The organism is Pseudomonas sp. MH10 (assembly GCF_034353045.1).
Classification (GTDB): Bacteria; Pseudomonadota; Gammaproteobacteria; order Pseudomonadales; family Pseudomonadaceae; genus Aquipseudomonas.
The window spans coordinates 3,917,230-3,942,148 of sequence record NZ_CP133783.1 but is presented as its reverse complement, the minus strand read 5'-3'; the positions used below and the strand labels follow the sequence as shown (position 1 = coordinate 3,942,148).

The following is a 24,919-nucleotide window of genomic DNA, read 5'->3' as shown; positions in this document are numbered from 1 at the left end:
TAATGGGCCTGCATCTGAACGAAAGCGGCGGCGATGATCTCGTCGAGAATCACGAAATCAACGTCACGCCCTTTATCGACGTCATGTTGGTGTTGTTGATCATCTTTATGGTGGCGGCACCGTTGGCGACAGTCGATATCAAAGTCGACCTGCCTGCTTCGACGTCCAAACCAGCACCCCGGCCGGAAAAACCGCTGTTCCTCAGCGTCAAAGCCGATCAGAGCCTGTTTTTGGGCGAAGACAAGATCAGCCGTGAGCAGCTTGGCCAGGTGCTCGACGCCAAGACCAAGGGCAAAAAGGACACCACGATTTTCTTCCAGGCCGACAAAGGCGTGGATTACGGCGATCTGATGGATGTCATGAACGCGCTGCGTGGCGCGGGTTACCTGAAGGTCGGCCTTGTAGGTCTTGAGACGGTTGGTAAGAAATGATGACTTTGCGCCAAAAACTGACGCGCTATAGCGGCAGTCTGTTGTTGGTGCTCGCCGTTCACGCCGTCGCGATTATTGTCGCGCTGCGCTGGTCGGCACCGCAGGTCATCGAATTGCCGCCAGCCGCGATGCTTGTCGAGCTGGCGCCGATGCCTGCGCCCCCAACACCACCGCCACCTAACGTCGTGCAACCGCCGCAGCCTCCGGCCCCGGTTGAGGAAATGCCGTTGCCGAAACTGGCCGAAGCTGAAAAGCCGGAAATTGCCATTCCAAAAGCGGTCAAGCCCAAGGCAAAACCTCAACCGCCCAAAGTGCAGAAAAAGCCCGAACCGCCGCAAGAAAAACCTGCAGATCCAAAACCTGTTGATACACCGCCGGTCGCTTCGCAGCCGGTCAAATCGGACGCTCCCACGCAGCAACCGAACCCGCCCTCGGACAGCAATGCAAAACGTTCGTGGCAAAGTGATCTTCAGAACCATTTAGGCAAATATCAGAAATACCCGGAAGATGCGCGTCGTCGCAATATTGCTGGCTCCACGCGCCTTAACTTTGAAGTAGATGCCGAGGGCAAAGTCATTTCGGTCTCAATCGCTCAGTCCTCCGGCAACGCTTCGCTGGACCGGGCGACCCTGGAAATGATCCGTCGAGCCCAACCGCTGCCCAAACCACCCGCTGAAATCTTGAGAAATGGTTCGATTGAGGTCAATGCGCCCTTCAACTATTCCCTGAAGGACGCAAAATCGCGCTTTTGATCGACATGAGGTCAGTTGATAACGTGCGTCTATCGATTGCAGCCGCTATGCTGGGCTCGCAACCTAATGGACGCACGCTATGACCCTTACAGAACTTCGCTACATCGTTACCCTCGCCCAAGAACAACATTTCGGCCACGCAGCCGAGCGTTGCCACGTCAGCCAGCCGACGTTATCGGTGGGCGTGAAGAAACTTGAAGATGAACTCGGCGTGCTGATTTTCGAGCGCAGCAAGAGCGCTGTCCGCTTAACGCCCGTTGGCGAAGGCATCGTCGCTCAGGCGCAGAAAGTGCTTGAACAGGCTCAAGGCATCCGAGAATTGGCGCAGGCCGGAAAGAATCAGCTGGTTGCGCCGCTCAAAGTCGGGGCGATCTACACCGTCGGTCCGTATTTGTTCCCGCACTTGATTCCACAACTGCACCGGGTCGCCCCGCAGATGCCGCTGTACATCGAAGAAAACTTCACCCACGTGCTGCGCGACAAACTGCGCAACGGTGAACTTGACGCGATCATCATCGCGTTGCCGTTCAACGAAGCAGACGTACTGACCTTGCCGTTGTACGACGAACCGTTTTATGTGCTGATGCCGGCCAATCACCCATGGACCAAGAAAGAAACCATTGATGCTTCGGCGCTGAACGACAAAAGCCTATTGCTGCTCGGCGAAGGTCATTGCTTCCGTGATCAGGTGCTGGAAGCCTGCCCGACGCTGGTCAAAGGCAGCGAAGGCGCGCGACACACCACCGTCGAATCCAGTTCTCTGGAAACCATTCGGCACATGGTTGCGTCGGGCCTGGGCATTTCGATTCTGCCGATGTCGGCGGTCGACAGCCACCACTACGCACCCGGCATCATTGAAGTTCGTCCCCTGACGCCTCCAGTGCCGTTCCGTACAGTGGCGATTGCCTGGCGTGCCAGTTTCCCTCGGCCTAAAGCGATCGAGATCCTCGCGGATTCCGTGCGTTTGTGTTCCGTGGCTCGCCCGAAAGTTGAAGCGAGCTAAGTCGCAATCATGAGCGAGCTGTCAAAGGTCTCCGTTACGGCGCTTAAGGGCGTCGGCGAGGCCATGGCTGAAAAGCTGAGCAAGGTCGGCCTGGAAAACCTTCAGGACGTCTTGTTCCATCTGCCGTTGCGTTATCAAGACCGAACCCGTGTCGTGCCCATTGGCCAATTGCGTCCGGGACAAGACGCGGTGATCGAAGGCGTGGTGAGCGGGGCCGATGTGGTGATGGGCAAGCGGCGTAGCCTGTTGGTGCGACTTGGCGATGGTAGCGGGGTACTTAGCCTGCGCTTCTACCATTTCAGCAACGCGCAAAAAGACGGTATGAAACGCGGCACCCACTTGCGTTGCTTCGGTGAAGCCCGGCCCGGTGCATCAGGCTTGGAGATCTACCACCCGGAATACCGTGCGCTGACTGGCAATGAACAACTTGCGGTTGAGCAGACCCTCACCCCGATTTATCCAAGCACCGAGGGCCTGACCCAGCAGCGGCTACGCCAGCTGTGCCAGCAAAGCCTTGCCCTGCTCGGCCCGAAAAGTCTGCCCGATTGGCTGCCTGAAGAGCTGGCACGCGACTACAAGCTCGCCCCGCTCGACGAGGCCATTCGTTATTTGCATCACCCGCCAGCCGATGCCGACCTCGAAGAGCTCGCGCTCGGCCATCATTGGGCTCAACACCGCCTGGCGTTTGAAGAGCTGTTGACTCATCAGCTCTCGCAGCAACGTCTTCGTGAAAGCCTTCGCTCGCAACGCGCGCCGGTCTTGCCTGTCGCGACACGACTCCCTGCACAATTTCTCGCCAACCTCGGTTTCGCCCCCACCGGCGCGCAACAACGGGTGGGCAAGGAAGTGGCCTACGACCTCAGCCAGCCGGAGCCGATGCTGCGCTTGATTCAGGGCGACGTAGGCGCGGGCAAGACCGTGGTGGCTGCCTTGGCCGCCTTGCAGGCGCTTGAAGCCGGGTATCAAGTCGCACTGATGGCACCCACCGAAATCCTTGCCGAACAGCACTATGTCAATTTCAAGCGCTGGCTTGAGCCGCTAGGCATTGAGGTCGCCTGGCTCGCCGGTAAGCTCAAAGGCAAAGCACGGGTCGCTGCGCTGGAGCAAATTGCCACCGGTACGCCAATGGTCGTCGGCACCCATGCGCTGTTTCAGGACGAGGTTCAGTTCAAGAACCTGGCCTTGGTGGTTATCGATGAACAACATCGCTTTGGCGTTCAACAACGCTTGGCCCTGCGCAAAAAAGGCGTCGGCGGATTAATGTGTCCGCACCAGTTGATCATGACCGCGACGCCCATTCCGCGCACCTTGGCCATGAGCGCCTATGCGGACCTCGACACCTCAATCCTTGACGAGCTTCCGCCCGGCCGAACGCCGGTTAATACCGTGCTGGTGGTTGATACACGCCGTGTCGAAGTGGTTGAGCGCGTTCGTGCGGCCTGCGCCGAAGGACGCCAAGCTTATTGGGTGTGTACGCTAATTGAAGAGTCCGAGGAACTGACCTGTCAGGCCGCAGAAACCTCGTTTCAAGAACTGACCAGCGCATTGGGTGAGCTGCGCGTGGGCCTGATCCACGGCCGCATGAAGCCTGCGGAAAAGGCGGCGGTCATGGCCGAATTCAAACAAGGCGCTCTACAGCTGCTGGTTGCGACCACGGTGATCGAAGTCGGCGTCGATGTGCCGAACGCCAGCCTGATGATTATCGAAAACCCCGAGCGACTCGGCTTGGCACAATTGCACCAACTGCGCGGGCGTGTTGGTCGAGGCACAGCGGCAAGTCACTGCGTGCTGCTCTATCATCCGCCACTGTCGCAAATAGGTCGGCAGCGCCTTGGCATCATGCGCGAGACGAATGATGGTTTCATCATCGCTGAAAAAGATTTAGAACTTCGCGGTCCAGGCGAGATGCTCGGAACGCGACAGACGGGCTTGTTGCAATTCAAAGTCGCAGACCTGATGCGTGACGCCGATCTACTGCCCGCCGTTCGTGATGCCGCGCAAGCGTTGTTAGAACGCTGGCCAAACCATGTAAGCCCGCTGCTGGATCGCTGGTTGCGTCATGGTCAGCAATACGGACAAGTGTAAGAGTCTCAGCCGATAACAATGCAGAAATAATCAAGCTGGTTATACTCCTTCGACTGTAAGAATTTGGACACAGACCATGACAGAAGCTGCCTTCGCCGATGCAATTCCGCTCGCCCCCTCTGTCATCCGGTTATTGCTTGGCAAACTTGCCATCAGTTACCGCGAAGTCATGGACGACAATAGCCTTTCTGCGTCTAGAAAACTTCAAGCGGTATTAGTCGACGATGCGGTGGGTGCACTCTTGGTGTTATTCCCACAGAACCATTTGCTCGACCTCAATCGCTTGGCAGAGTTAACCGGGCGAAAGCTCACTGCCGTGCCTGAAGAGCGTCTAGTGCGCTTGCTCGGCAAAAGCACCCGCAGCCTGCTGCCCGGCCTGCCAGGCCTGAACGGTTTGCCGTGCCTGTATGAAGAACGCTTGCTGCAAGAATCGACGTTGCTGATCAATTCTGGCGAACCGGGTGTATTCCTGGAAATTTCCAGCGACGACTTCAAGGGCATGGTGAGCAAAGCCAGCGCAGCGAATTTCGGCGAGCCACTGAGCACGATCCGCCCGAACCTTGATCGCCCGGACGATGACCGAGAGGAAATCATCCAAGCGATGCATGCGTTTACCGCGCGCCGTATCCAGCAGCGTCTGGAAGCCACGCTGGAAATACCGCCACTGGCGGAGACCGCACAAAAAATCATCAAATTGCGTGTCGATCCGAACGCCACCATCGATGACATTACCGGTGTGGTCGAGACCGACCCAGCGCTGGCCGCCCAGGTGGTTAGTTGGGCGGCGTCACCTTATTACGCTTCCCCCGGAAAAATACGCTCAGTGGAAGATGCCATCGTCCGCGTATTGGGCTTTGATCTGGTGATCAATCTGGCGCTGGGCCTGGCCTTGGGTAAAACCTTGAGCTTGCCCAAAGATCACCCGCAACAGACTACGCCGTACTGGCAACAGTCGATTTACACCGCCGCCGTCATCGAAGGTCTGACCCGCGCCATGCCGCGCGCTCAGCGCCCGGAAGCGGGCCTGACGTATTTGGCGGGGCTGTTGCACAACTTTGGTTATCTGCTGCTGGCTCACGTGTTCCCGCCGCACTTTTCGCTGATCTGCCGTCATCTGGAAGTCAATCCACACCTGTGCCACAGCTACGTCGAACAGCACCTGCTCGGCATCAGCCGCGAACAGATTGGTGCCTGGTTGATGCGCTATTGGGACATGCCTGAAGAATTGGCAACGGCATTGCGCTTCCAGCACGACCCAACTTACGCAGGCGCTCACAGCGAGTACGCGAATTTGGTGTGCCTGACAGTGCGTTTGCTGCGCAAACACGGCATCGGCTCGGGTCCGGTGGAAAGCATTCCGGATGAGCTGTTTGCACGCTTGGGCCTGTCACGGGAAAAAGCCGAAGAGTCAGTGCGCAAAGTCCTGGAAGCCGAAGTCCTGCTGCGCGAACTGGCGTCGCAGTTCAACCAGTAACAGCGCAGGAAATTAATCCATTAATTGTAGGGGCTGCCGGGCTGCGATAAGGCTTTTCAGTGCCTACTCTTTTATGTCTGCCCAAGCCTCTGTGGCTTACCAACGACAGCGTCAATGCTGGCGACCCTGGTTTCAGGTCGACATCAGCGGCGCTGATTACGGGCCTCTTCGCAGGCAAGCCTGCTCCCACCGTATTTACGGCTGCTTGCTATCAACCGTGGTAATGAAATCCCAGAGCCGTAGCCGCTTCGCAGTCTCGGCCGCTCCTACAATTGCCTGTGTTCGCTGCTAAACGGTCTTTTTCCTTGGCTTCAAATACTTGGTCAAACCCTGGAACCAGATAACCAATCCCGGGTTGCCCTTGATCAGAATGTCTTTGTCCTGAATGCCCTGCATAAACGCCAACTGCTTGTTCTTGGCCTGCATCGTGGCGAAGCCGAATGCCGCATCCTTGAAAGAAATCGCGAACGCAGGCTCATCCACTGCCCCTGGCTTACTGACTAGGCGCTGCCCGCTGACGACGAAATGCCGAGCAACCTTAGAGTCGAATGTTTGCAACTGAAAAATCAGCTCTTTACCGGCCAGTTGACTCTGGAAAGCCGGGTTATTGCGACTGGCTTTGGCCATCAAATAGCCAAGCATCCATAAAAGAAAACGAAATTTCATTGCACCGCCTCAACAGAAAGCCGCTTAAGTCAAAGCGGCCAGCGCCGCAGTGTACGCAAAAAAAAGGGCACCCGACCGAGTCGGCGTGCCCATTTTTGCTGCTGTACGCCTTCCGCTGAGGCGATTGCAGATTAAGGATTAACGCTGTCTTTCAAGGATTTCCCAGGCTTGAAAGCCACGGTGTTGCTCGCCTTGATTTTGACTGGTTCACCGGTCTGCGGATTTTTGCCGGTACGGGCACCACGATGTCGTTGCAGGAAAGTACCGAAGCCGACCAGCGTAACGCTGTCTTTTCGGTGCAAGGCACCGGTGATTTCTTCAAGAACAGCGTTAAGAACGCGATTCGCTTGTTCCTTGGTGAGATCTGCCTTTTCAGCAATGGCGGCTGCGAGTTCTGGTTTACGCATATAAAGCCTCTTTGACGGTTTGGATTTTTGTTGTTATGTCCGTGCCGTTCTTCCCGAACGGCGACCAAAGTGCCGCAACTGCTCTACGTTGCGGCAGACGGGAATGAGGATGGCATGCCGCTGATACCTGCGCCACCCTGGCCGGGACGTTTATCGCGCCAAAAACGTGGCTTATCCGACAGAACGACCGTTATTTATGCCAATAGCGGGGGTAGCACTTTATTAAATGCCAATTTCTCCATTACAGCAGTGCCCGTTAGTGCATAACCGAGCAACTTGCCGTCAACGTCATGGCACAGCGCTTTAATATCGGCGCCCTGCCCTTCAACCGTCCAGACGCCTTCCATACCGCGTGGAGGAGGTGAAACCACCAGCGGACATACCGGTGTTTTTACGGTAATAGGCATCGGACCATAGTTAACCGCGGTCGGGTTGCCGGACAGCGTTTGCGCCAGTGCTCGCGCGCAAGTCATCAGCGGCATGACGTACAGCAGATTCAGACCATCAACTTGGGCGCAGTCGCCCAGCGCATAAATATTGGCATGGGACGTTTTCAGGTAGCGATCAACCGTCACCCCGCGATCGGTCTGTAAGCCAGCGGCGGCCGCCAAGTCCACTCGCGGACGCAAACCGATAGCCGAAACCACGACATCACACGGCAGCACTTCACCGTTCGACAAATGCGCCTCAAGCCCTTGTTCGGTCCGTAACAGACGCGCCAGCACCGGGCCGAGGTGGAAGCGAGCCCCCAAACCTTCCAGCCCCGCTTGCACGGCAGCGGCGGCGGCCGGGTGGAGCAAGGTCGGCATGACCTGCTCGCACGGCGCCACCAGATCAACTTCATAACCTCCAACAATCAGATCATTGGCAAATTCACAGCCAATCAGCCCGGCGCCCAAAATCACCACCCGACGCTTGCCCGCTGCCGCCGTGCGAAAACGCGCGTAGTCCTCCAGATCATTGATCGGAAAAACCAAGTCATTGGCGTCCCCTTCAAGGGGAACCCGAACTGTTTCAGCGCCCCAGGCCAGGATCAGATCGCGGTAATACACCGCTTCCTCGCCTATCCACAGCCGTTGGTGGCCAGGGTCAATGCCGCTCACACAGGTGTGGGTTCGCACTTCGGCCTTCAATTGCTCAGCCATCGCACCGGGCTCAGCCATGCTCAGGCCATCAGCCTCTTTGTTTTTGCCAAAGCCGGTGGACAGCATCGGTTTAGAGTAAGAACGCCCGTCATCCGCAGAAATGAGCAGCAGCGGCGTTTCGCTATCCAGTTTGCGAAACTCCCTGGCCAGGTTGTAGCCCGCCAAGCCAGTGCCGACGATCACGACAGGTGCGTTCATTACGTTTTCCCGATTGAAACTCAGTTAAAGAGAAATGGAACAGCGATCAACCGATTTCGATCATTTCGAAATCCATTTTGCCAACGCCGCAGTCCGGGCACAGCCAATCTGCCGGCACGTCCTGCCACAAAGTGCCCGGTGCGATCCCGTCATCCGGCCAGCCATCGGCTTCGTTATAGATCAAGCCACAAACAATGCATTGCCACTTCTTCATCGTAAATTCTCTCGGTTTTCAGGCTGTCATGGCCCAGGCGGTCGATGGGTACAGCGATTGCCGCCAAGCTCAGGGCGTTTTGTACTGATCGATGCGTTCAGATGCAAGCGGGATCGACGTAAACGGGTTGCGCCGCAGGCTCAGACCCTGCAATCAAACATGCTAAGATCGCCGCCTCGATTGTTGCCAATAATTACCCACCGTGCCCCAACAAAATCCTCTTCTTGTTGCGTCTGACTGGCGTCAGCAACACCAACTGATGGAGCTGCCCGAGCCCATCGTGCTCGATTGGCTGTTCAATCAGGATTCCCTTACTCGTCGTCTGACGCGTCTGTCTGCAGATGGTTTCAGCATTTTGCCATTGTTCGAAGGCTGGCAAGCCCTGCGCGCCGAAGAGTGCGCAGCGCTGTCCTTACCCGATCAGAGCATCGGTTGGGTACGCGAAGTGTATCTGCGTGGCAACGGCCAGAAGTGGGTGTTCGCCCGCAGCGTCGCCGCCCAAAGTGCGCTGCAACAAGGCGGTCTGAACATGGACAAACTGGGCACCCGTTCCTTGGGCGGACTGCTATTTTGCGACGAAGCGTTTGAGCGCGGCGCACTGGAAGCCTGTCGCTATCCCGCTGCCTGGTTGCCCAACGAAGACACCGCTGACGGTTTATGGGGGCGGCGCTCTTGCTTCAGCCGGGGCGTATTGAGTCTGTTGGTGGCGGAAATATTCCTGCCTGATTTTTGGCATGCAGTCGGAATCGCCGGCGCCGATGATACGGAGCGTCATTGATGTATGTGAGTTTGCTTAAGTCGCTAAATCGCCTGAACCCTCGGGTGTGGGACTTCGTTCAATTGACCCGTATCGACAAACCCATCGGCATTTATCTACTGCTGTGGCCGACACTGTGGGCGCTGTGGATTTCGGCCAAAGGCCTGCCGTCGATCGGCAACCTGCTGATCTTCGTTGTCGGCGTGTTTTTGATGCGCGCCGCCGGTTGCGTGATCAATGACTTCGCTGACCGCAAGGTCGATGGTCACGTCAAACGCACAGAACAGCGTCCATTGGTCAGCGGTAAAGTCAGCACCCGCGAGGCATTGGTGTTGTTCGCGGTGCTAGTGAGCTTGAGCTTTGTGCTGGTGCTGCTCACTAATTCGCTGACAATCTGGCTCTCGTTCGGTGGCTTGGCGCTGGCGGCCTGCTATCCGTTTATGAAGCGCTACACCTATTACCCGCAAGTGGTGCTCGGCGCAGCCTTTTCGTGGGGCATGCCGATGGCCTTCACCGCCCAGACTGGTGACCTGCCTGCTGCGGCGTGGTTGCTCTACATTGCTAACCTGCTGTGGACGGTGGGCTACGACACGTATTACGCGATGACAGACCGAGAAGACGATTTGAAAATCGGTGTCAAATCTACTGCCTTGCTGTTCGGCGACGCGGATCGGGTGATTATCCTGACGCTGCAAGGGCTGGCATTAGGCTGCCTGCTGCTGGCCGGATCACGCTTCGGGCTGGGGACGTGCTTTCATCTGGGCCTGCTGGTGGCCGCCGCGTGCTTCGTCTGGGAGTTCTGGTACACGCGCAACCGTGAGCCGCAGCGCTGTTTCAAGGCTTTTTTGCATAACCACTGGGCGGGATTGGCGATATTTCTAGGGATTGTCGCTGACTATGCGTTGCGTTGACCGTCAGCCTCTACGCTGACGGTCCGCGCGTTACAAAGGTTTGAGTTACTTGGCTACGTGCCAAACATCGCCTTTGCCATCACCCATCATGTCACCGGCTTTTTTGTCCATTTTGAAGGTGTAGAGCGGTTTGCCATCAAACGCCCACTGCATTTTGCCGTCGTCACGCTTGACCATTGTCCACTTACCCATGGCTTTGCCATCGGCGGGTGCCATCAACGGCGGCCAATTGTCAGCGCATTTGTCGTTACACATGGATTTACCGGCCATGGTGTCCTTATCGAAGGTATAAAGCGTCATGCCCTTCTGATCGACCATCATTCCGTCCTTCATCATGGCCGGGTCCATCGCAAACGCCATTCCCGAAGTAGCCAACGCAGCAGCGGTGAGCAAGCCGAGCAAGGTCTTAGAAATATTAGTCATCGGATATGTCCTCTTTTTTGTTTTAAGTCGGAGCCTAAGCTTAGTCCTAGAGCAGGCAGTGATGCCAGCGACGACCCTAGCTGTCACACGACTGCAATAATTCCGTTATCTAATGCGCCCCAAGACAGTTAAATGACAAGAGGATTGAGCATGGCTGGCAGGAGTATTCTGATCGTTGACGACGAAGCGCCTATTCGCGAAATGATCGCCGTTGCATTGGAAATGGCCGGCTACGATTGCATCGAAGCGGAAAACTCTCAGCAGGCCCACGCCATCATCGTTGACCGTAAACCGGATTTGATCCTGCTCGACTGGATGCTGCCAGGCACCTCCGGGATCGAACTGGCTCGTCGTCTCAAGCGTGACGAGCTGACCGGCGACATTCCGATCATCATGCTCACTGCCAAGGGCGAAGAAGACAACAAGATCCAGGGCCTGGAAGTCGGCGCTGACGATTACATCACCAAACCGTTCTCACCCCGTGAGCTGGTCGCACGCCTCAAAGCGGTACTGCGCCGCGCGGGGCCGACCGATGGCGAGGCCCCCATAGAGGTCGGCGGCCTGCTGCTCGATCCCATCAGCCATCGCGTCACCATCGACGGCAAGCCCGCAGAAATGGGCCCGACCGAATACCGCCTGCTGCAATTTTTCATGACCCATCAGGAACGCGCCTACACCCGGGGGCAACTGCTCGATCAAGTGTGGGGCGGCAATGTCTATGTCGAAGAGCGCACGGTGGATGTACACATCCGGCGCCTGCGTAAAGCCCTCGGCGATGCCTACGAAAATCTGGTACAAACCGTGCGCGGCACTGGCTACCGTTTTTCCACAAAGAGCTGAACCACGCTCTTTGCGCATTGCATGCTGAACTGGCTGATTGACGCTTACTCGACAAGGATGCGTTTGAATTGAATCAAAACTGGCACGGCACGCTGATCCGCCACTTGCTGCTGTTGGTCACCGCCTGTCTGTTGGTTGGATTGATCACTGGTGATTACGGCTGGAGCATGGCGGTGGGCCTGGGTATTTACCTCGCCTGGACGCTTAAACAATTACTGCGCATGCACAATTGGCTGCGTGAACATAAACCCGACGAGCCCCCGCCTGACGGTTACGGCTTGTGGGGCGATGTGTTTGACAGCATCTATCACCAGCAACGCCGGGACCAACGCGTGCATGCCCGACTGCAAGCGGTGATTGATCGCATTCAGGAATCGACAGCGGCGCTCAGAGACGCTGTGATCATGCTCGACAGCGACGGCAACCTGGAATGGTGGAACCGCGCAGCAGAAACATTGCTCGGCCTTAAGACCCCCCAGGACAGCGGGCAGCCGGTAACCAACTTGGTGCGCCATCCGCGTTTCAAGGACTATTTCGAACAGAACAACTACGCCGAACCGCTAGAGATCCCCTCGCCGATCAATGACCGGGTGCGCGTGCAGTTGTTGATCACCCGCTACGGCAACAACGAACACTTGATGCTGGTGCGCGACGTCACCCGTATTCATCAGCTTGAGCAGATGCGTAAAGACTTCGTGGCCAACGTTTCCCACGAGTTGCGCACGCCGCTGACGGTGATCTGTGGCTACCTGGAAACCCTGATCGACAACGCTGAGGGGATGAACCCGCGCTGGGTCCGAGCGCTGCAGCAAATGCAGCAGCAGAGCGAGCGCATGCAAGCGCTGCTCAATGACTTGCTGCTGCTGGCAAAGCTCGAGGCGACCGACTATCCGTCGGATAACCAACCGGTCGTCGTGTCCACACTGCTACAAATCATCAAGAACGATGCCCTGGCGTTATCGGCACAGCGCAAACAGCGCATAACACTGAGCATCGTTAACGAGGCCAAGCTCAAGGGCAGCGAATCGGAACTGCGCAGCGCTTTTTCCAATCTAGTGTTCAATGCCGTGAAATACACCCAGGCTGAAGGCACGATTCATATCCGCTGGTGGGATGACGAACAGGGCGCACACATGAGCGTGCAGGATTCTGGACCGGGAATTGAAACCAAACACTTGCCGCGTCTGACCGAGCGTTTCTACCGGGTTGATTCCAGTCGTGCTTCTAACACAGGCGGCACTGGGCTTGGCTTGGCGATTGTTAAGCATGTTTTGTTACGCCATCGCGGCACACTGGAAATCGTCAGTGTGGTCGGCAAAGGGTGTACTTTTACCTGCCATTTTGCGCCCGCTCAAGTGATCAATTCTTAACCAGCCCACTAGTCAAGCTGGCCGGTAGCCGCTACATTGCCGTTCTTATGCTCGCCGGTTTAGCTTCGGCAACACACTCATTAGATGATACGGAACCTTTAAAACTCCACCATGGACCCTTCCCCTAGCCTCACGCTCTCCGCGATGTTCGCCGACTTCGGCATGATTCTTTTTGCAATGATCCTGGTTCTGCTCAACGGTTTCTTCGTTGCCGCCGAGTTCGCCATGGTCAAGCTGCGCTCGACCCGGGTCGAATCCATTGCTCAAAAAAACGGCTGGCGCGGGCATATCCTGCGCACCGTTCACAGCCAACTCGACTCCTACCTGTCCGCTTGCCAGTTGGGGATCACCCTCGCCTCTCTGGGTCTGGGTTGGGTCGGTGAGCCTGCGTTTGCGCATTTGCTTGAACCCGTGCTACACGCCGCCGGCGTACAGTCACCGGAAGTGATCAAAGGCGCGTCGTTCTTCAGTGCCTTCTTCATGATTTCGTACCTGCACATTGTTGTCGGCGAACTGGCGCCCAAGTCTTGGGCAATCCGCAAACCGGAAATGCTGTCGCTGTGGACGGCCGTGCCGCTGTACCTGTTCTATTGGTGCATGTATCCGGCGATCTACCTGCTCAATGCCAGCGCCAACGGTATTCTGCGCATTGCCGGTCAGGGCGAACCTGGCCCGCACCACGAGCACCAATATAACCGTGAAGAGTTGAAACTGATTCTGCACTCAAGCCGTGGCCAGGATCCGAGCGACCAAGGTATGCGCGTTCTGGCCTCTGCGGTCGAGATGGGCGAACTGGAAGTCGTCGACTGGGCAAATTCCCGGGAAGACCTGGTCACGCTGGACTGCAATGCGCCACTCAAGGAAATACTCGCGTTATTCCGTCGCCATAAATTCAGTCGCTACCCTGTTTATGACGCCGAACGCGGCGTCTTTGTAGGCCTGCTGCACATCAAGGATCTGCTGCTGGAGCTGGCGGCGCTGGACCACATTCCTGCGTCGTTCAATCTGGCGGAGCTGACCCGCCCGCTGGAGCGTGTTTCCAGACACATGCCGCTGTCCAAGTTGCTGGAGCAGTTTCGCCAAGGCGGTTCGCATTTCGCTCTGGTTGAGGAGGCGGACGGCAAGATAATCGGCTACCTGACCATGGAAGACGTACTTGAAGTGCTGGTCGGCGACATCCAGGACGAACACCGCAAAGCCGAGCGCGGCATCCTCGCGTATCAGCCTGGAAAACTATTGGTACGCGGTGATACACCGCTGTTCAAAGTCGAGCGACTGCTAGGCATCGATCTGGATCACATCGACGCGGAAACCCTTGCCGGCTTGATCTACGAAACCCTGAAGCGGGTGCCTGGTGAAGAGGAAGTGCTGGAAGTCGAAGGCTTGCGCATCATCATCAAAAAAATGAAAGGCCCGAAAATCGTCTTGGCCAAAGTGCTAAAGATCGATTAAACGCCGCGAGCCTTTAGGAGCTTGTGGGCGAGAGGCTCAATGCGACGTGTCAGGTATCTCGCCTCGCCAACACGTTGGTTCTTGCAGCTGATTAATTCCCGCCCAGCGCAAAGTTGGGCAGGCTGTCGACATGCACCGCAAATTGGTACGGAATCGATTCCAGCCCTAGCCCGACGTTGCGCTGTATGACGAAGTGCAGATGGGGGCCGGTGCTGTTGCCGGTATTGCCGGACTTGGCGAGGTCAGTACCCACCACCACGCGCTGCCCCTCCTTGACGCTGACCGAACCGCGCATCAGGTGAAGGTACACGCCCATGGTGCCGTCATCGTGCAGTACCCGCACGAAGTTACCAGACGGGTCCGAACCGCGACCTGACTGACCGTTTTCGACCTTGATCACCGTGCCGGCACGCGCTGCAATAATCTGCGTGCCTTCTGGCATGGCGATGTCCATCGCATAGCGGCTTCTTACCCCGAAATGACTAAACTTGCCATTGGGTCCCTGACTCAGGCGAAACGGCCCGCCCTTCCACGGCAGAGGATAGCTGTAAACGAAGGGCTGACGCTCCGGGTCGCCAAGGGAGTACCGCAGCTTTGGCGTATAGCTGAGCGTTTTGCCCGGTTGCAAAGGGCTGAGCACGACAAATCGAACACTGCTGCGCGCGGGCACGATTCGGTGAATGGCTTTATCGGTAACGCCCAAGACGTTTTTTAGCCCTTTAAGCTGCAACTCGACCTCGACCGGCGCGTAGGTGTCGTTGCGCACGAACAGGCTGTGTACGCCTTTATCCCGCTTGGTCTCAAGGTGTACCTGCTGCTCCAGGTGCTCGACGATTCGCTCTCGAGGCACCACCACCGAGGCGCCCGCCGTCGGCCGATCGGTGAACGACACGACGCCATTGGCATCGGTGAACTTGTAGATAGTCATCGCCGACGCCGTTTGTGCAGTCAGCAGAAGAACACACAGCAGGAGAGGCCGTTTGAGCATAATGATTAATCTGGTTGGCTAGAGGCAGGGGGAGCGTAGCAGCGATCCACTATCTTTTGCGCTCGGCTGAATCAAATCAGTCGTTACTAGATAAGCCCGTTGGTCGCTTATCGGATCCAGGCTTGCGCAACAATCCTCTGTAGGAGGGTCCGCCACGTCTTCGACGCCGCGCTGTCGCGCAGCAAACTGGGCGGTACTTTGTATGGCTTGAGGTTGCAGCGTGTCAGGTCGGAAGCCTTCCCGAATAAATTCGGTCCCACAGTTTTCGGTGCTGCACAGATTCTGCAGATACTGCCGAAGGCTGCGATAAGTCCGAAGGACCTTCGCCAACAAGTTGGCTCTACAGATGGCTGCCCGCCTGCAGATCGTTTGTGAATTGAATATCGAATTGCGGAAAGAGGCCCCGTGAAACCATGCGGCCGAACGCAGGCGTTGCGCAGGGGGTAACGAGGCAAGGATGCCGAGTAAGCCGTGCGCGGCCAGGGATGGCCGCTCACGGCGACCCCCGGAGCAACGCCGGAGTGAGGGAAGACCGAGCCTAGGCGAGGTCCTGCATGGTGGGGCAAGCCCTTTTGGCGGGACCTTTTTGGCGTTTGAAAAAGGTTCCTCGCTGTAAAAGCGAAACCATAATTTCAGTCCCCACAAAAGCCGGATATACACACCAAAACACGGCGCCAACCCGTTGTTTTTAAAAGATTAAAAAGTAGTTTGATAAGAGCCAACGTGTTGGCGAGACGTTGAACCTGACACGCCGCGTTAGGCCTCTCGCCCACACGTTTCCAAATCAGGCGCCGGGGACGAAGTGTTTTTGCGCAGTGCCACGGGCAATCAGGCGCGAGACGTAATCGAGCTTCTGCGCATCTTGGTCAACGAAACGGAACGTCAGTTGCAACCAGTCGCTGTCAGGCTTTTGTTCGTAGGCGACGATGGCGTGCAAGTAGCCGTTGAGACGCGCAACTTCAGCGTTCTCGCCTTGTTCAAGGTCAAGCACCGCGCTGTCGAGGATCTGTGGCAGAACATCGCTACGACGGACCACCAGCAGCGCTTCCTTGAGGCTTAAGCCTTTGATCGCACATTGCTGAGTGCCACTGGGCAGACGTAATTGACCCTGACCACGGCTGGCCGCTGTTGGAGCCGGAGCAGCGGGACGTGGAGCGCCGGTGTTAAGCAAACCCTGAGTCGCAGTCGGCGCGGCGGACGGCGAAGCCGGTGGATGAACCACTTGCGCTTTGCCGCCGGTCAAGGCGCTGAGGGAGTCGTTAGCAAATGCAGAATTCATCTTGGTCGGTGCGCTGGCGAGCAACGTGTCCAGCTTGCCAACTTTGGCCAAGGCTTTTTTAACTTTGGTCAGCAACTGTTCGTTCGTGAACGGTTTACCGATGAAGTCAGTCACGCCAGCCTGGATCGCCTGGACTACGTTTTCCTTGTCGCCACGGCTGGTCACCATGATGAAAGGCATGGCCTTAAGGTTGTCCTGCGTGCGGCACCAAGCCAGCAACTCAAGACCGGACATCTCCGGCATTTCCCAATCGCACAGCACCAGATCGAACGTCTCGCGTTGTAGCAAGATTTGCGCCTTGCGTCCGTTGACCGCGTCTTCGATATGGATGCCGGGGAAATAGTTACGTAGACCTTTTTTCACCAGATCGCGAATAAACGGCGCGTCATCCACGACCAACACACTGACTTTACTCATCGACGCTCCTTAGATTCCTGGCAGCATAGCGCTGGCAGATCGCCATTGCCCAGCCCATTTACGACGCCAGGACTTTTCGTTCGCGGGCGGCTTGAAAATACAACGCTCAGAACGGAAAACGCCCAGCAGCGTGCTAGGCGTTTTTTTCACAGGCAGTCTTATTTATCGTCAGGTTTGTCCAAAACATTAGCGTTTTTGCCACTGATGCCCTGCACTTCTTCTTTCATGCGCTTGAGGCCGATGTGTCGTACGTCGGTGCCGCGCACGAGGTAAATAACCAGTTCGGAAATATTGCGCGCATGGTCGCCGATGCGTTCCAACGAGCGCAGCACCCAGATGACGTTCAGCACCCGTGAAATGGAGCGCGGGTCTTCCATCATGTAAGTAACCAATTCGCGCAACGCGGTCTTGTATTCGCGGTCGATGGTTTTGTCATATTGGGCCACCGACAGCGCCAGGTCGGCATCGAAACGGGCGAACGCATCAAGGGCGTCCCGGACCATGTTGCGCACCTGATCACCGATGTGCCGCACTTCGACATAACCACGCGGCGATTCGCCTTCTTCGCACAACAGAATGGCACGCTTGGCAATTTTCGTGGACTCGTCGCCGATACGCTCCAGGTCGATAACCGATTTGGAAATACTGATGATCAAACGCAAATCCGAAGCCGCTGGCTGACGACGTGCCAGAATACGCAGGCACTCTTCATCAATGTTGCGTTCCATCTGGTTAATCTGGTCATCGACCTCACGAACCTGCTGGGCCAGGCCCGAGTCCGCTTCGATCAGCGCGGTCACGGCGTCGTTGACCTGTTTTTCAACCAGGCCGCCCATCGCCAGCAGGTGGCTACGCACCTCTTCGAGCTCAGCGTTGAACTGCTGGGAAATGTGGTGAGTAAGACTGTCTTTATCGATCATTAGGGTCGCTCCGCGACAGCTTTAAGCGCTTAGCTACAAGCTGCAAGTAGGTATGTGGTGTCCAACATTCACAAAGCCGCGCCTGGCTTGCGGCTTGAAGCTTGAAGCTTGCCGCTGCCCCCTAGCCATATCTGCCAGTGATGTAGTCTTCGGTCTGTTTTTTCGCCGGATTGGTGAACAACGTGTCGGTATCCCCAAACTCGACGAGCTTGCCCATGTACATGAAGGCGGTGTAATCGGAGACCCGCGCAGCCTGCTGCATGTTGTGAGTGACGATAACAATGGTGTATTTGGATTTCAGTTCGTAGATCAGTTCTTCAACTTTTAGCGTCGAAATTGGATCGAGTGCCGAACAGGGTTCGTCGAGCAACAGCACTTCGGGTTCGACGGCGATGGTGCGAGCAATGACCAAACGCTGCTGCTGACCACCTGACAAACCCAACGCCGACTCGTGCAGACGGTCTTTGACCTCATCCCACAACGCCGCACCCTTAAGCGCCCATTCAACGGCCTCGTCCAAAACACGTTTTTTGTTGATGCCCTGAATGCGCAACCCGTAGACCACGTTTTCATAGATTGTTTTCGGAAACGGGTTCGGCTTCTGGAACACCATACCAACGCGACGACGCAGCTCGGCAACGTCTTCGCCCTTGCGATAGATATCGTGGCCATACAGGTTGATCGCGCCCTCTACCCGGCAACCATCGACCAGATCATTCATACGGTTGAAGGTGCGCAACAGGGTCGACTTGCCGCAACCAGACGGGCCGATGAAGGCGGTCACGCGCTGCTTGGGAATGTTCATGCCCACGTTAAACAGGGCCTGTTTATCACCGTAGAACAGATTCAGGCCCGGAACTTCAATCGCCACGGACTCATTGGCCAGATCAAGGCTCTGCTTGTTGCGCCCCAAGGCCGACATATTGATGCCGTGGGTATGGACTTCATGTGGCATGTTCTCACTCCGTTCCTAGCTGCAAGCTCTAAGCCGCAAGCTGCAAGTGTTGTGCAAAACGGCGTGCGGCATTTAGCTTGCCGCTTTTAGCTCGCCGCTTGTGGCTTATGTTTAGCTCTCCAACGCTTTGTATTTTTCGCGCAGGTGGTTACGCATCGTCACCGCTGACAGGTTGAGCAGCGCGATAACCAGCACCAACAACAGCGCCGTCGCGTAAACCAGCGGACGTGCCGCTTCAACGTTGGGGCTCTGGAACCCGACGTCATAAATATGGAAGCCCAAGTGCATGATCTTCTGATCAAGGTGCAAGTACGGGTAGTTACCGTCCACCGGCAGTGACGGCGCCAGTTTAACCACGCCGACCAACATCAACGGTGCAACCTCACCCGCAGCGCGAGCGACCGCCAGGATCAGGCCGGTCATCATCGCCGGGCTGGCCATGGGCAGTACAATCTTCCACAGGGTTTCAGCCTTGGTTGCGCCCAGCGCCAACGAACCTTCGCGAATTGTGCGCGGGATACGCGCCAAGCCTTCTTCGGTGGCGACGATCACCACCGGCACAGCCAGCAATGCGAGGGTCAACGAGGCCCAGAGCAATCCCGGCGTCCCAAAGGTGGGTGCGGGCAAGGCTTCGGGGAAGAACAACCTGTCCAGCGAGCCGCCCAGCACATACACAAAGAAACCCAAGCCGAACACCCCATAAACAATGGCTGGCACCCCGGCAAGGTTGTTGACGGCGATTCGGATCAACCGCGTCACCGGCCCCTGCTTTGCGTATTCACGCAGATAAACCGCCGCCAGTACGCCAAACGGTGTGACGATTACGGCCATGATCAGGGTCATCATCACCGTACCGAAAATCGCCGGAAAAATTCCACCTTCCGTGTTGGCTTCACGCGGGTCCTCGCTAAGGAATTCCCACAGTTTCTTGAAGTAAAAGCCCAGTTTGGAAACGACACTCATTGCATTCGGCTGGTACGCATGGACCACCTTACCGACGCTGATCTCAACCTCTTTACCGTGGGCATCGCGAGCGGTCAGGCTGTCCCGGTTGAAGGCTTCGTGCAGCGCGCCCAATCGACCTTCGATGCTTTTGTACTGAGCGTCATATTCAGCGCGCTCGCTGTCCATGTCGGCTTGCGCGGCGGCATTCAACTGGCCGTCGAGTTCCAGCTTGCGTTTGTGCAGGCGCAGTCGCTCGATACCGTGGTTGATGGCGCCGATATCTTTTTTCTCGAGCCCGCTCAGTTCATTCGCGAGTAACTCAACGCGCTTGATCCTCTCCTGAAGGATCGGCCACGCGGCTTCACCTTCGGCGATGACCTTGCCGTTTTCCTTGATGTTCACTAAGTAGCCGTAATAGTTGCCCCACTCGCGGCGCTCCAGGGTCATCAGTTCTTTTGGCGTGCTTTGCTCGGTTAGCCACTCGCCGACCACCCAGGTGAAGTCACTCGGGTTGATGTCGCGGTTACCCACCTTGAACAGCTCGCGGGTCATGAATTCAGGGCCGGCGTCCGGCACCGGCAAGCCAGCGCCTTTGAGGCGTGCGCGTGGTACTTCTTCTTTCTGCACCACTTCACCGATCAGGACCTGGTTTTCCTGATGAGGCACGTCGTAATGCGCCAACACCACATCTGCCGGCCAGAAATTACCCAGACCACGGACGGCAATCACCATCAACAGGCCCAAGGTCATGATCACGGCAATGGACACCGCGCCCGCGCTCATCCAGACGCCGGGGGCGCCGCTTTTGATCCAGCTCTTGAGGGAGTTCTGTTTCACAGACGTCTTCCTTCCTTAGAGAGATGAGTATTTCTTGCGAAGACGCTGACGAATCAGCTCCGCAAGCGTGTTCATCACGAAGGTGAACATCAACAGCACCAATGCCGCGAGGAACAGCACCCGATAATGGCTGCCGCCGACTTCAGACTCCGGCATCTCCACCGCGACGTTCGCCGCCAGAGTGCGCATACCTTCGAACAGGTTCATGTCCATGATCGGCGTGTTACCGGTGGCCATCAACACGATCATGGTTTCACCCACTGCGCGGCCCATGCCGATCATCAGGGCCGAGAAAATGCCGGGGCTGGCCGTGAGGATCACCACCCGCGTCAAGGTCTGCCAAGGCGTCGCACCCAGGGCCAGCGAGCCCAAGGTCAAACCGCGTGGCACACTGAACACTGCGTCTTCGGCAATCGAGTAGATGTTGGGAATCACCGCGAAGCCCATTGCCAAGCCCACCACCAGTGCATTTCGCTGGTCGTAGGTGATGCCAAGATCGTTGGAGATCCACATGCGCATGTCGCCGCCGAAAAACCAATTCTCCAGGTGCGAGCTCATACCCAACGACAGCCAACCCACCAACAGCACCACGGGAATCAGGATCGCCGACTCCCAACCGTCCGGCACCCGTAAGCGGATCGACTCCGGCAAGCGGCTCCACAGGAAGCCCGCCAGCAAAATGCCCACGGGGGTCAGCATCAGTAGGCTAAAAATCCCCGGTAAATGTCCTTCCAGATACGGCGCCAAAAACAGACCGGCGAAAAAGCCGAGAATCACTGTTGGCATCGCCTCCATCAGCTCGATCACCGGCTTGACCTTGCGGCGCATGCCCGGTGCCATGAAGTAAGCGGTATAGATCGCCGCCGCGATGGCCAGTGGTGCGGCCAACAACATGGCGTAGAACGCGGCTTTCAAGGTGCCGTAGGTCAATGGCGCCAGGCTCAGCTTGGGTTCGAAGTCGGTGTTCGAGGCGGTGGACTGCCAGACGTATTGCGGCGAGTCGTAATTTTCATACCAGACCTTGCCCCACAGCGCGCTCCATGAAACTTCCGGGTGCGGGTTGGACAAACTCATCGGCAGCAACTTACCGCCCTGCTCAACGATGATTTCGTCGGCCCGTGGTGACAACCCCAAAATACCGGGGCCGCCGCCAGACACTTGATCAACCAGCAATGTGCGGTGCGCGGTGCTGTGGAACACGCCGAGCTTGCCCGAGGCATCCAGGGCGACGAAGCCTTTGCGGCGCTGCTCACCGGTGATGCGCACAATCGGAGAGGTGCCCATTTGAAAATCGCGGATATGCTGGAAACGCATTTCACCATCGGTGTCACGGGCCATGAACCATTGGGCAAGACCACCCGTGGAACTGCCGACGATCAATGACACGCCACCCACCAATTGAGTGCTGGCAGAAATCTCAGCGTTCGCGTCTTCGAGCAATTTGTAACGACCGTTAAGGCTGCGATCACGCAGGCTAAACACGTCCGCTTGAGCGCGACCGTTAATCACATACAACCATTGCTGACGAGGATCGATGAAGATCGCTTTGACCACTTCGGTCATGCGCGGAAGTTCGATGCGCGTCAGCTCGCTGGTGGTTTCGCCGGTCATCATGTTCTCTTCCTGAGTCAGGGAAAGAACGTGCAGTTGCGCGCCCGTAGCGCCCGCCAGCACCAGCGCTTTATCAGCGGCATTGAGGCTCACGTGCTCCAGGGGCCGACCGCCCTCATCCACGCTAAAAGCCGCCTCGCCATAGGGATAGCTGATGGTCGGGGAGATTGTCTTTTTGTTGTCTGGATAAGTGATCAGGTAATTGTGTTTGAACACCAGCGCCTGGCCGCTAGACAATCCCAGCACCATCAATGGGGTACCCGGCTGGTCTTCACCGATAGACGTTACCGTTGTGCCAGCCGGAACAGGCAGGGCAACACGCTTAAGTTCGGTGCCGTCTTCAACACGGAAGAATATCGCCTCGCCCTTGTCAGAAACCCGAAGGGCAACCTGATTTTGCTCTTCGACAGAAAGCAGCAAGGGCTTGCCGGCGTCTTGCATCCAGGCAGGGTTGAGCGGCATTTGTGCGGTCAATTTGGCGCCTTGAAACAGCGGCGCAACCACGTAGGCGAGGTAGAAAAAAATCAAGGTAATGGCAGCCAACACTGCCAAGCCACCGACGAATACATACCACTGGGTCAACTTGTCTTTCAGCGCGCGAATACGGCGCTTTCGCTTCATCTCCGGCGTATTGAAATCAATGCGCTCGGGAGGAGACTTTTGGGTCATGGTGGAGTTTGCCAAATCATTCATGCGCTCACCCTAGCCGTCCTTTATGACAAAAACATTACAGTCCTGAGACGCAAAAAATCCGCCGCCCAAACCTACTGGCAGCGGACTAATAAACCTGTAGCGAAAACCGGTCTACCCGGCCCCGCTTTATGACTTGAATCGGGGCAAATCAGCGCCTGCCCCAATCGATATTTACTTGGCAGCTACACCCGCAGCGGCTTCTTGCAGACCCAGGTCAGCCAGTGCTTTGGCCGCTACTTTGGCTGGCAATGGAATGTACCCGTCTTTTATGACGACTTCTTGACCCTGTTTCGACAGGACCATTTTCACGAACTCGGCTTCCAGCGGCGCCAACGGCTTGTTCGGTGCTTTGTTGACGTAGATGAATAGGAAACGCGACAGCGGGTATTTGCCATTCAGTGCGTTTTCTTCACTGTCTTCAATGAACTCGGTACCGCCCTTCTTCGACAAGGCTACGGTCTTAACGCTGGAGGTTTTGTAACCAATACCTGAGTAGCCAATGCCGTTCAGCGAGCTGCTGATCGAGCTGACCACCGAGGCCGAACCCGGTTGCTCGTTAACGTTAGCGCGGAAGTCGCCTTTGCACAGAGCTTCTTCCTTGAAGTAACCGTAGGTGCCAGACACCGAGTTACGACCAAACAGCTGAATCGGCTTGTTCGCCAAATCGCCGGTCACACCCACGTCACCCCAAGTTTTTGCTTCGGCCTTAGCGCCACACAAACGGGTCGCGGAGAAGATCGCGTCCACTTGTTCCATGGTCAGGTGCTGAATCGGGTTGTCTTTGTGTACGAAAATAGCCAACGCATCAACCGCGACCGGGATTGCAGTGGGCTTGTAGCCGTATTTGGTTTCGAAAGCCGCCAGTTCGGTGTCTTTCATCTTGCGGCTCATCGGGCCCAGGTTCGAGGTGCCCTCAGTCAACGCAGGCGGCGCGGTCGCCGAACCCGCTGCCTGAATCTGGATGTTCACGCTTGGGTATTCTTTCTTATAAGCCTCAGCCCACAAGGTCATCAGGTTAGCGAGCGTATCGGAACCAACGCTGGACAAATTTCCGGAAACGCCGGACGTCTTGGTGTAAGACGGGATAGAAGGGTCAACCGCTGCAACAGCCTGGGCAGTGGCTACGCCTGCGGCAACAAACGTCAAAGCCGCCATCAATCGCTTAAAAGTCATACCTTGCTCCTGCAAAATTTTATAGGTGCTGAATCGGGGGCAAGTATCTGAATGCCGTGTGACTACTTTATGAAAGCAATATGACAATTGGATGACTGAGGATCAGCGGGTTTTGGAAGTAGGCGCGTATGGGCTGGAGGCACTGGTGGGGTTGATTCCGAGGGGTTTTAAGCACGGGCATTACACGCAGTTTTGCAACAACTGGATACCTTTTGGCGCATGCCAACGGAACCCTCTTACCCGCGATCAGCTGCGAAGCCGTCGTAAAAACAGCGTTCTCAATTTATGACGTTAGCGTGGGTTCAACATTTTTGGGACCGCTTCGCGCTCCATCGCGAGCAAGCCCACTCCTACAAGTTGATGTTTGCCGCGCAAAAGATACTGAAATTAAGCCAATTATGCTTTCGACATAAACTTCCTAATTTCAATACACTTGGCAAGCCTATACCGCGACATCAGGCGCGCTTGCGCAGTAAATACACAGCCCATTAACATCCCTACCCCACCCAGAAAGCGAGCAGCAAACCGCATTCAGCCTACGTCTGACAATGGACCTGTAAGACCCTTCCGTTGCTCGGTACGGTTACCACACTGTGGCTCGGCTATCTGGTCGGGATAAGCATGCTGCTGCTGATTGTGCTCAACGTTCCCAATGGCTTGAAAATTCCGCCGTTGAAAAACTGCATCGCCCTGACCGGCGTTAGCCTGGCGAACCTGGCCGGGTTCTCGGCCTACGCCTACGGCACGACGGTCGGCTCAGTTTCCGTGGTCACGGTAATCAGCACACTCTCAGGCGGAGTCGCCGCCGTCCTGAGCTTCATGTTTTTCAGAGAGCGCTTGGCTGCGATTCAGGTTGTTGGGGTGCTGCTGGTGCTCGGCGGGGCGTTCGCGCTTCATGTTTATCGTTGAGACAATCTCTCTGCAAACTGGATGGCGCTTTGTGTGGTTTGAGGTTGCAGCGTGTCAGGACTGA

The 24,919-nt window shown here is 56.6% G+C and carries 22 protein-coding genes and 1 pseudogene; 11 read left to right on the top strand and 12 right to left on the bottom strand.

All coding sequences use genetic code 11. From position 1 onward, the window contains the following. The first annotated feature begins 2 nt into the window (after window positions 1–2). The 5 genes from exbD (at window position 3) to RHM59_RS17505 (ending at window position 5,745) form a co-directional block, all read left to right on the top strand. Window positions 3–431 carry a TonB system transport protein ExbD gene (exbD, locus tag RHM59_RS17525; protein ID WP_322166682.1) on the top strand — a complete coding sequence of 143 codons (429 nt, stop codon included), beginning with the start codon at window positions 3–5 and terminating at the stop codon, window positions 429–431. After that, a complete protein-coding gene (locus RHM59_RS17520) occupies window positions 428–1,183 on the top strand; it encodes an energy transducer TonB (protein ID WP_322166683.1) in 756 nt (251 codons plus the stop codon). The genes exbD and RHM59_RS17520 overlap by 4 nt, the downstream gene beginning before the upstream one ends. A gap of 79 nt (window positions 1,184–1,262) precedes the next feature. Continuing rightward, window positions 1,263–2,186, top strand: a complete 924-nt coding sequence (locus RHM59_RS17515) for a hydrogen peroxide-inducible genes activator (RefSeq protein WP_322166684.1) — start codon at window positions 1,263–1,265, stop codon at window positions 2,184–2,186. 9 nt (window positions 2,187–2,195) lie between these two features. Next, a complete protein-coding gene (recG, locus tag RHM59_RS17510; RefSeq protein ID WP_322166686.1) occupies window positions 2,196–4,271 on the top strand; it encodes an ATP-dependent DNA helicase RecG in 2,076 nt (691 codons plus the stop codon). 76 nt (window positions 4,272–4,347) lie between these two features. After that, the gene (locus tag RHM59_RS17505; protein WP_322166687.1) at window positions 4,348–5,745 is read left to right on the top strand and encodes an aminoacyl-tRNA deacylase and HDOD domain-containing protein; all 1,398 of its coding nucleotides are present in this window, start codon (window positions 4,348–4,350) and stop codon (window positions 5,743–5,745) included. Window positions 5,746–6,033: 288 nt separating this feature from the next. On the opposite strand, the gene RHM59_RS17500 is transcribed toward RHM59_RS17505, so the two are convergent. The 4 genes from RHM59_RS17500 to RHM59_RS17485 all read right to left on the bottom strand — a co-directional run bounded on the left by RHM59_RS17500 (window position 6,034) and on the right by RHM59_RS17485 (window position 8,375). After that, on the bottom strand, window positions 6,034–6,411 hold the full coding sequence (locus tag RHM59_RS17500; RefSeq protein WP_322224933.1) for a helicase: 378 nt from the start codon (window positions 6,409–6,411) through the stop codon (window positions 6,034–6,036). A 131-nt stretch (window positions 6,412–6,542) separates the two neighbouring features. Beyond that, a complete protein-coding gene (locus RHM59_RS17495) occupies window positions 6,543–6,818 on the bottom strand; it encodes an HU family DNA-binding protein (protein ID WP_003213368.1) in 276 nt (91 codons plus the stop codon). A 194-nt stretch (window positions 6,819–7,012) separates the two neighbouring features. Further along, window positions 7,013–8,161, bottom strand: coding sequence for an NAD(P)/FAD-dependent oxidoreductase (locus tag RHM59_RS17490; RefSeq protein WP_322224932.1), 1,149 nt, complete (start codon window positions 8,159–8,161; stop codon window positions 7,013–7,015). A gap of 46 nt (window positions 8,162–8,207) precedes the next feature. Then, complete coding sequence (locus tag RHM59_RS17485) at window positions 8,208–8,375, bottom strand: rubredoxin (protein WP_297845633.1); 168 nt, start codon at window positions 8,373–8,375, stop codon at window positions 8,208–8,210. Window positions 8,376–8,577: 202 nt separating this feature from the next. Here RHM59_RS17485 and RHM59_RS17480 point away from each other — a divergent pair, with 202 nt between their 5' ends. Together RHM59_RS17480 and ubiA are read left to right on the top strand one after the other, a co-directional pair. Next, a complete protein-coding gene (locus RHM59_RS17480) occupies window positions 8,578–9,153 on the top strand; it encodes a chorismate--pyruvate lyase family protein (RefSeq protein WP_322224931.1) in 576 nt (191 codons plus the stop codon). Then, on the top strand, window positions 9,153–10,043 hold the full coding sequence (gene ubiA / locus RHM59_RS17475; protein WP_322184540.1) for a 4-hydroxybenzoate octaprenyltransferase: 891 nt from the start codon (window positions 9,153–9,155) through the stop codon (window positions 10,041–10,043). Before RHM59_RS17480 ends, ubiA begins: the two co-directional genes overlap by 1 nt. Before the next feature lie 45 nt (window positions 10,044–10,088). Here the strand turns inward: ubiA and RHM59_RS17470 are convergent, their stop codons facing one another. Continuing rightward, complete coding sequence (locus RHM59_RS17470; RefSeq protein WP_322184539.1) at window positions 10,089–10,466, bottom strand: hypothetical protein; 378 nt, start codon at window positions 10,464–10,466, stop codon at window positions 10,089–10,091. 150 nt (window positions 10,467–10,616) lie between these two features. Here RHM59_RS17470 and phoB point away from each other — a divergent pair, with 150 nt between their 5' ends. From phoB to RHM59_RS17455, 3 genes are all read left to right on the top strand, one after another. After that, a complete protein-coding gene (gene phoB, locus RHM59_RS17465) occupies window positions 10,617–11,306 on the top strand; it encodes a phosphate regulon transcriptional regulator PhoB (RefSeq protein WP_002555882.1) in 690 nt (229 codons plus the stop codon). A 68-nt stretch (window positions 11,307–11,374) separates the two neighbouring features. Continuing rightward, a complete protein-coding gene (gene phoR, locus RHM59_RS17460; protein WP_322224905.1) occupies window positions 11,375–12,676 on the top strand; it encodes a phosphate regulon sensor histidine kinase PhoR in 1,302 nt (433 codons plus the stop codon). A 111-nt stretch (window positions 12,677–12,787) separates the two neighbouring features. Beyond that, window positions 12,788–14,128, top strand: coding sequence for a hemolysin family protein (locus RHM59_RS17455; RefSeq protein WP_322166695.1), 1,341 nt, complete (start codon window positions 12,788–12,790; stop codon window positions 14,126–14,128). A 91-nt stretch (window positions 14,129–14,219) separates the two neighbouring features. On the opposite strand, the gene RHM59_RS17450 is transcribed toward RHM59_RS17455, so the two are convergent. The 7 genes from RHM59_RS17450 to RHM59_RS17420 form a co-directional block, all read right to left on the bottom strand. Next, entirely contained in the window at window positions 14,220–15,116 is an 897-nt protein-coding gene (locus tag RHM59_RS17450; protein ID WP_322166696.1) for a peptidoglycan DD-metalloendopeptidase family protein, read from the bottom strand. Window positions 15,117–15,900: 784 nt separating this feature from the next. Next, window positions 15,901–16,812, bottom strand: a complete 912-nt coding sequence (locus tag RHM59_RS17445; protein ID WP_322166697.1) for a response regulator — start codon at window positions 16,810–16,812, stop codon at window positions 15,901–15,903. Between the two features lie 158 nt (window positions 16,813–16,970). Then, window positions 16,971–17,732: a phosphate signaling complex protein PhoU gene (gene phoU / locus RHM59_RS17440; protein ID WP_322166698.1), complete on the bottom strand. Its 762-nt coding sequence runs from the start codon at window positions 17,730–17,732 to the stop codon at window positions 16,971–16,973. A 121-nt stretch (window positions 17,733–17,853) separates the two neighbouring features. Next, window positions 17,854–18,687 (bottom strand): phosphate ABC transporter ATP-binding protein PstB, encoded by an 834-nt coding sequence (pstB, locus tag RHM59_RS17435; protein ID WP_322166699.1) that lies wholly within the window; start codon window positions 18,685–18,687, stop codon window positions 17,854–17,856. Window positions 18,688–18,798: 111 nt separating this feature from the next. Then, a complete protein-coding gene (pstA, locus tag RHM59_RS17430) occupies window positions 18,799–20,415 on the bottom strand; it encodes a phosphate ABC transporter permease PstA (RefSeq protein WP_322286720.1) in 1,617 nt (538 codons plus the stop codon). Window positions 20,416–20,484: 69 nt separating this feature from the next. Beyond that, window positions 20,485–22,521 carry an ABC transporter permease subunit gene (locus tag RHM59_RS17425; RefSeq protein ID WP_322286719.1) on the bottom strand — a complete coding sequence of 679 codons (2,037 nt, stop codon included), beginning with the start codon at window positions 22,519–22,521 and terminating at the stop codon, window positions 20,485–20,487. 423 nt (window positions 22,522–22,944) lie between these two features. Next, entirely contained in the window at window positions 22,945–23,946 is a 1,002-nt protein-coding gene (locus tag RHM59_RS17420; RefSeq protein WP_322166700.1) for a phosphate ABC transporter substrate-binding protein PstS family protein, read from the bottom strand. 561 nt (window positions 23,947–24,507) lie between these two features. Between RHM59_RS17420 and RHM59_RS17415 the strand changes: the two are divergent. Further along, window positions 24,508–24,855, top strand: a pseudogene (locus RHM59_RS17415) (EamA family transporter); the annotation flags it as partial. Between the last annotated feature and the right edge of the window lie 64 nt (window positions 24,856–24,919).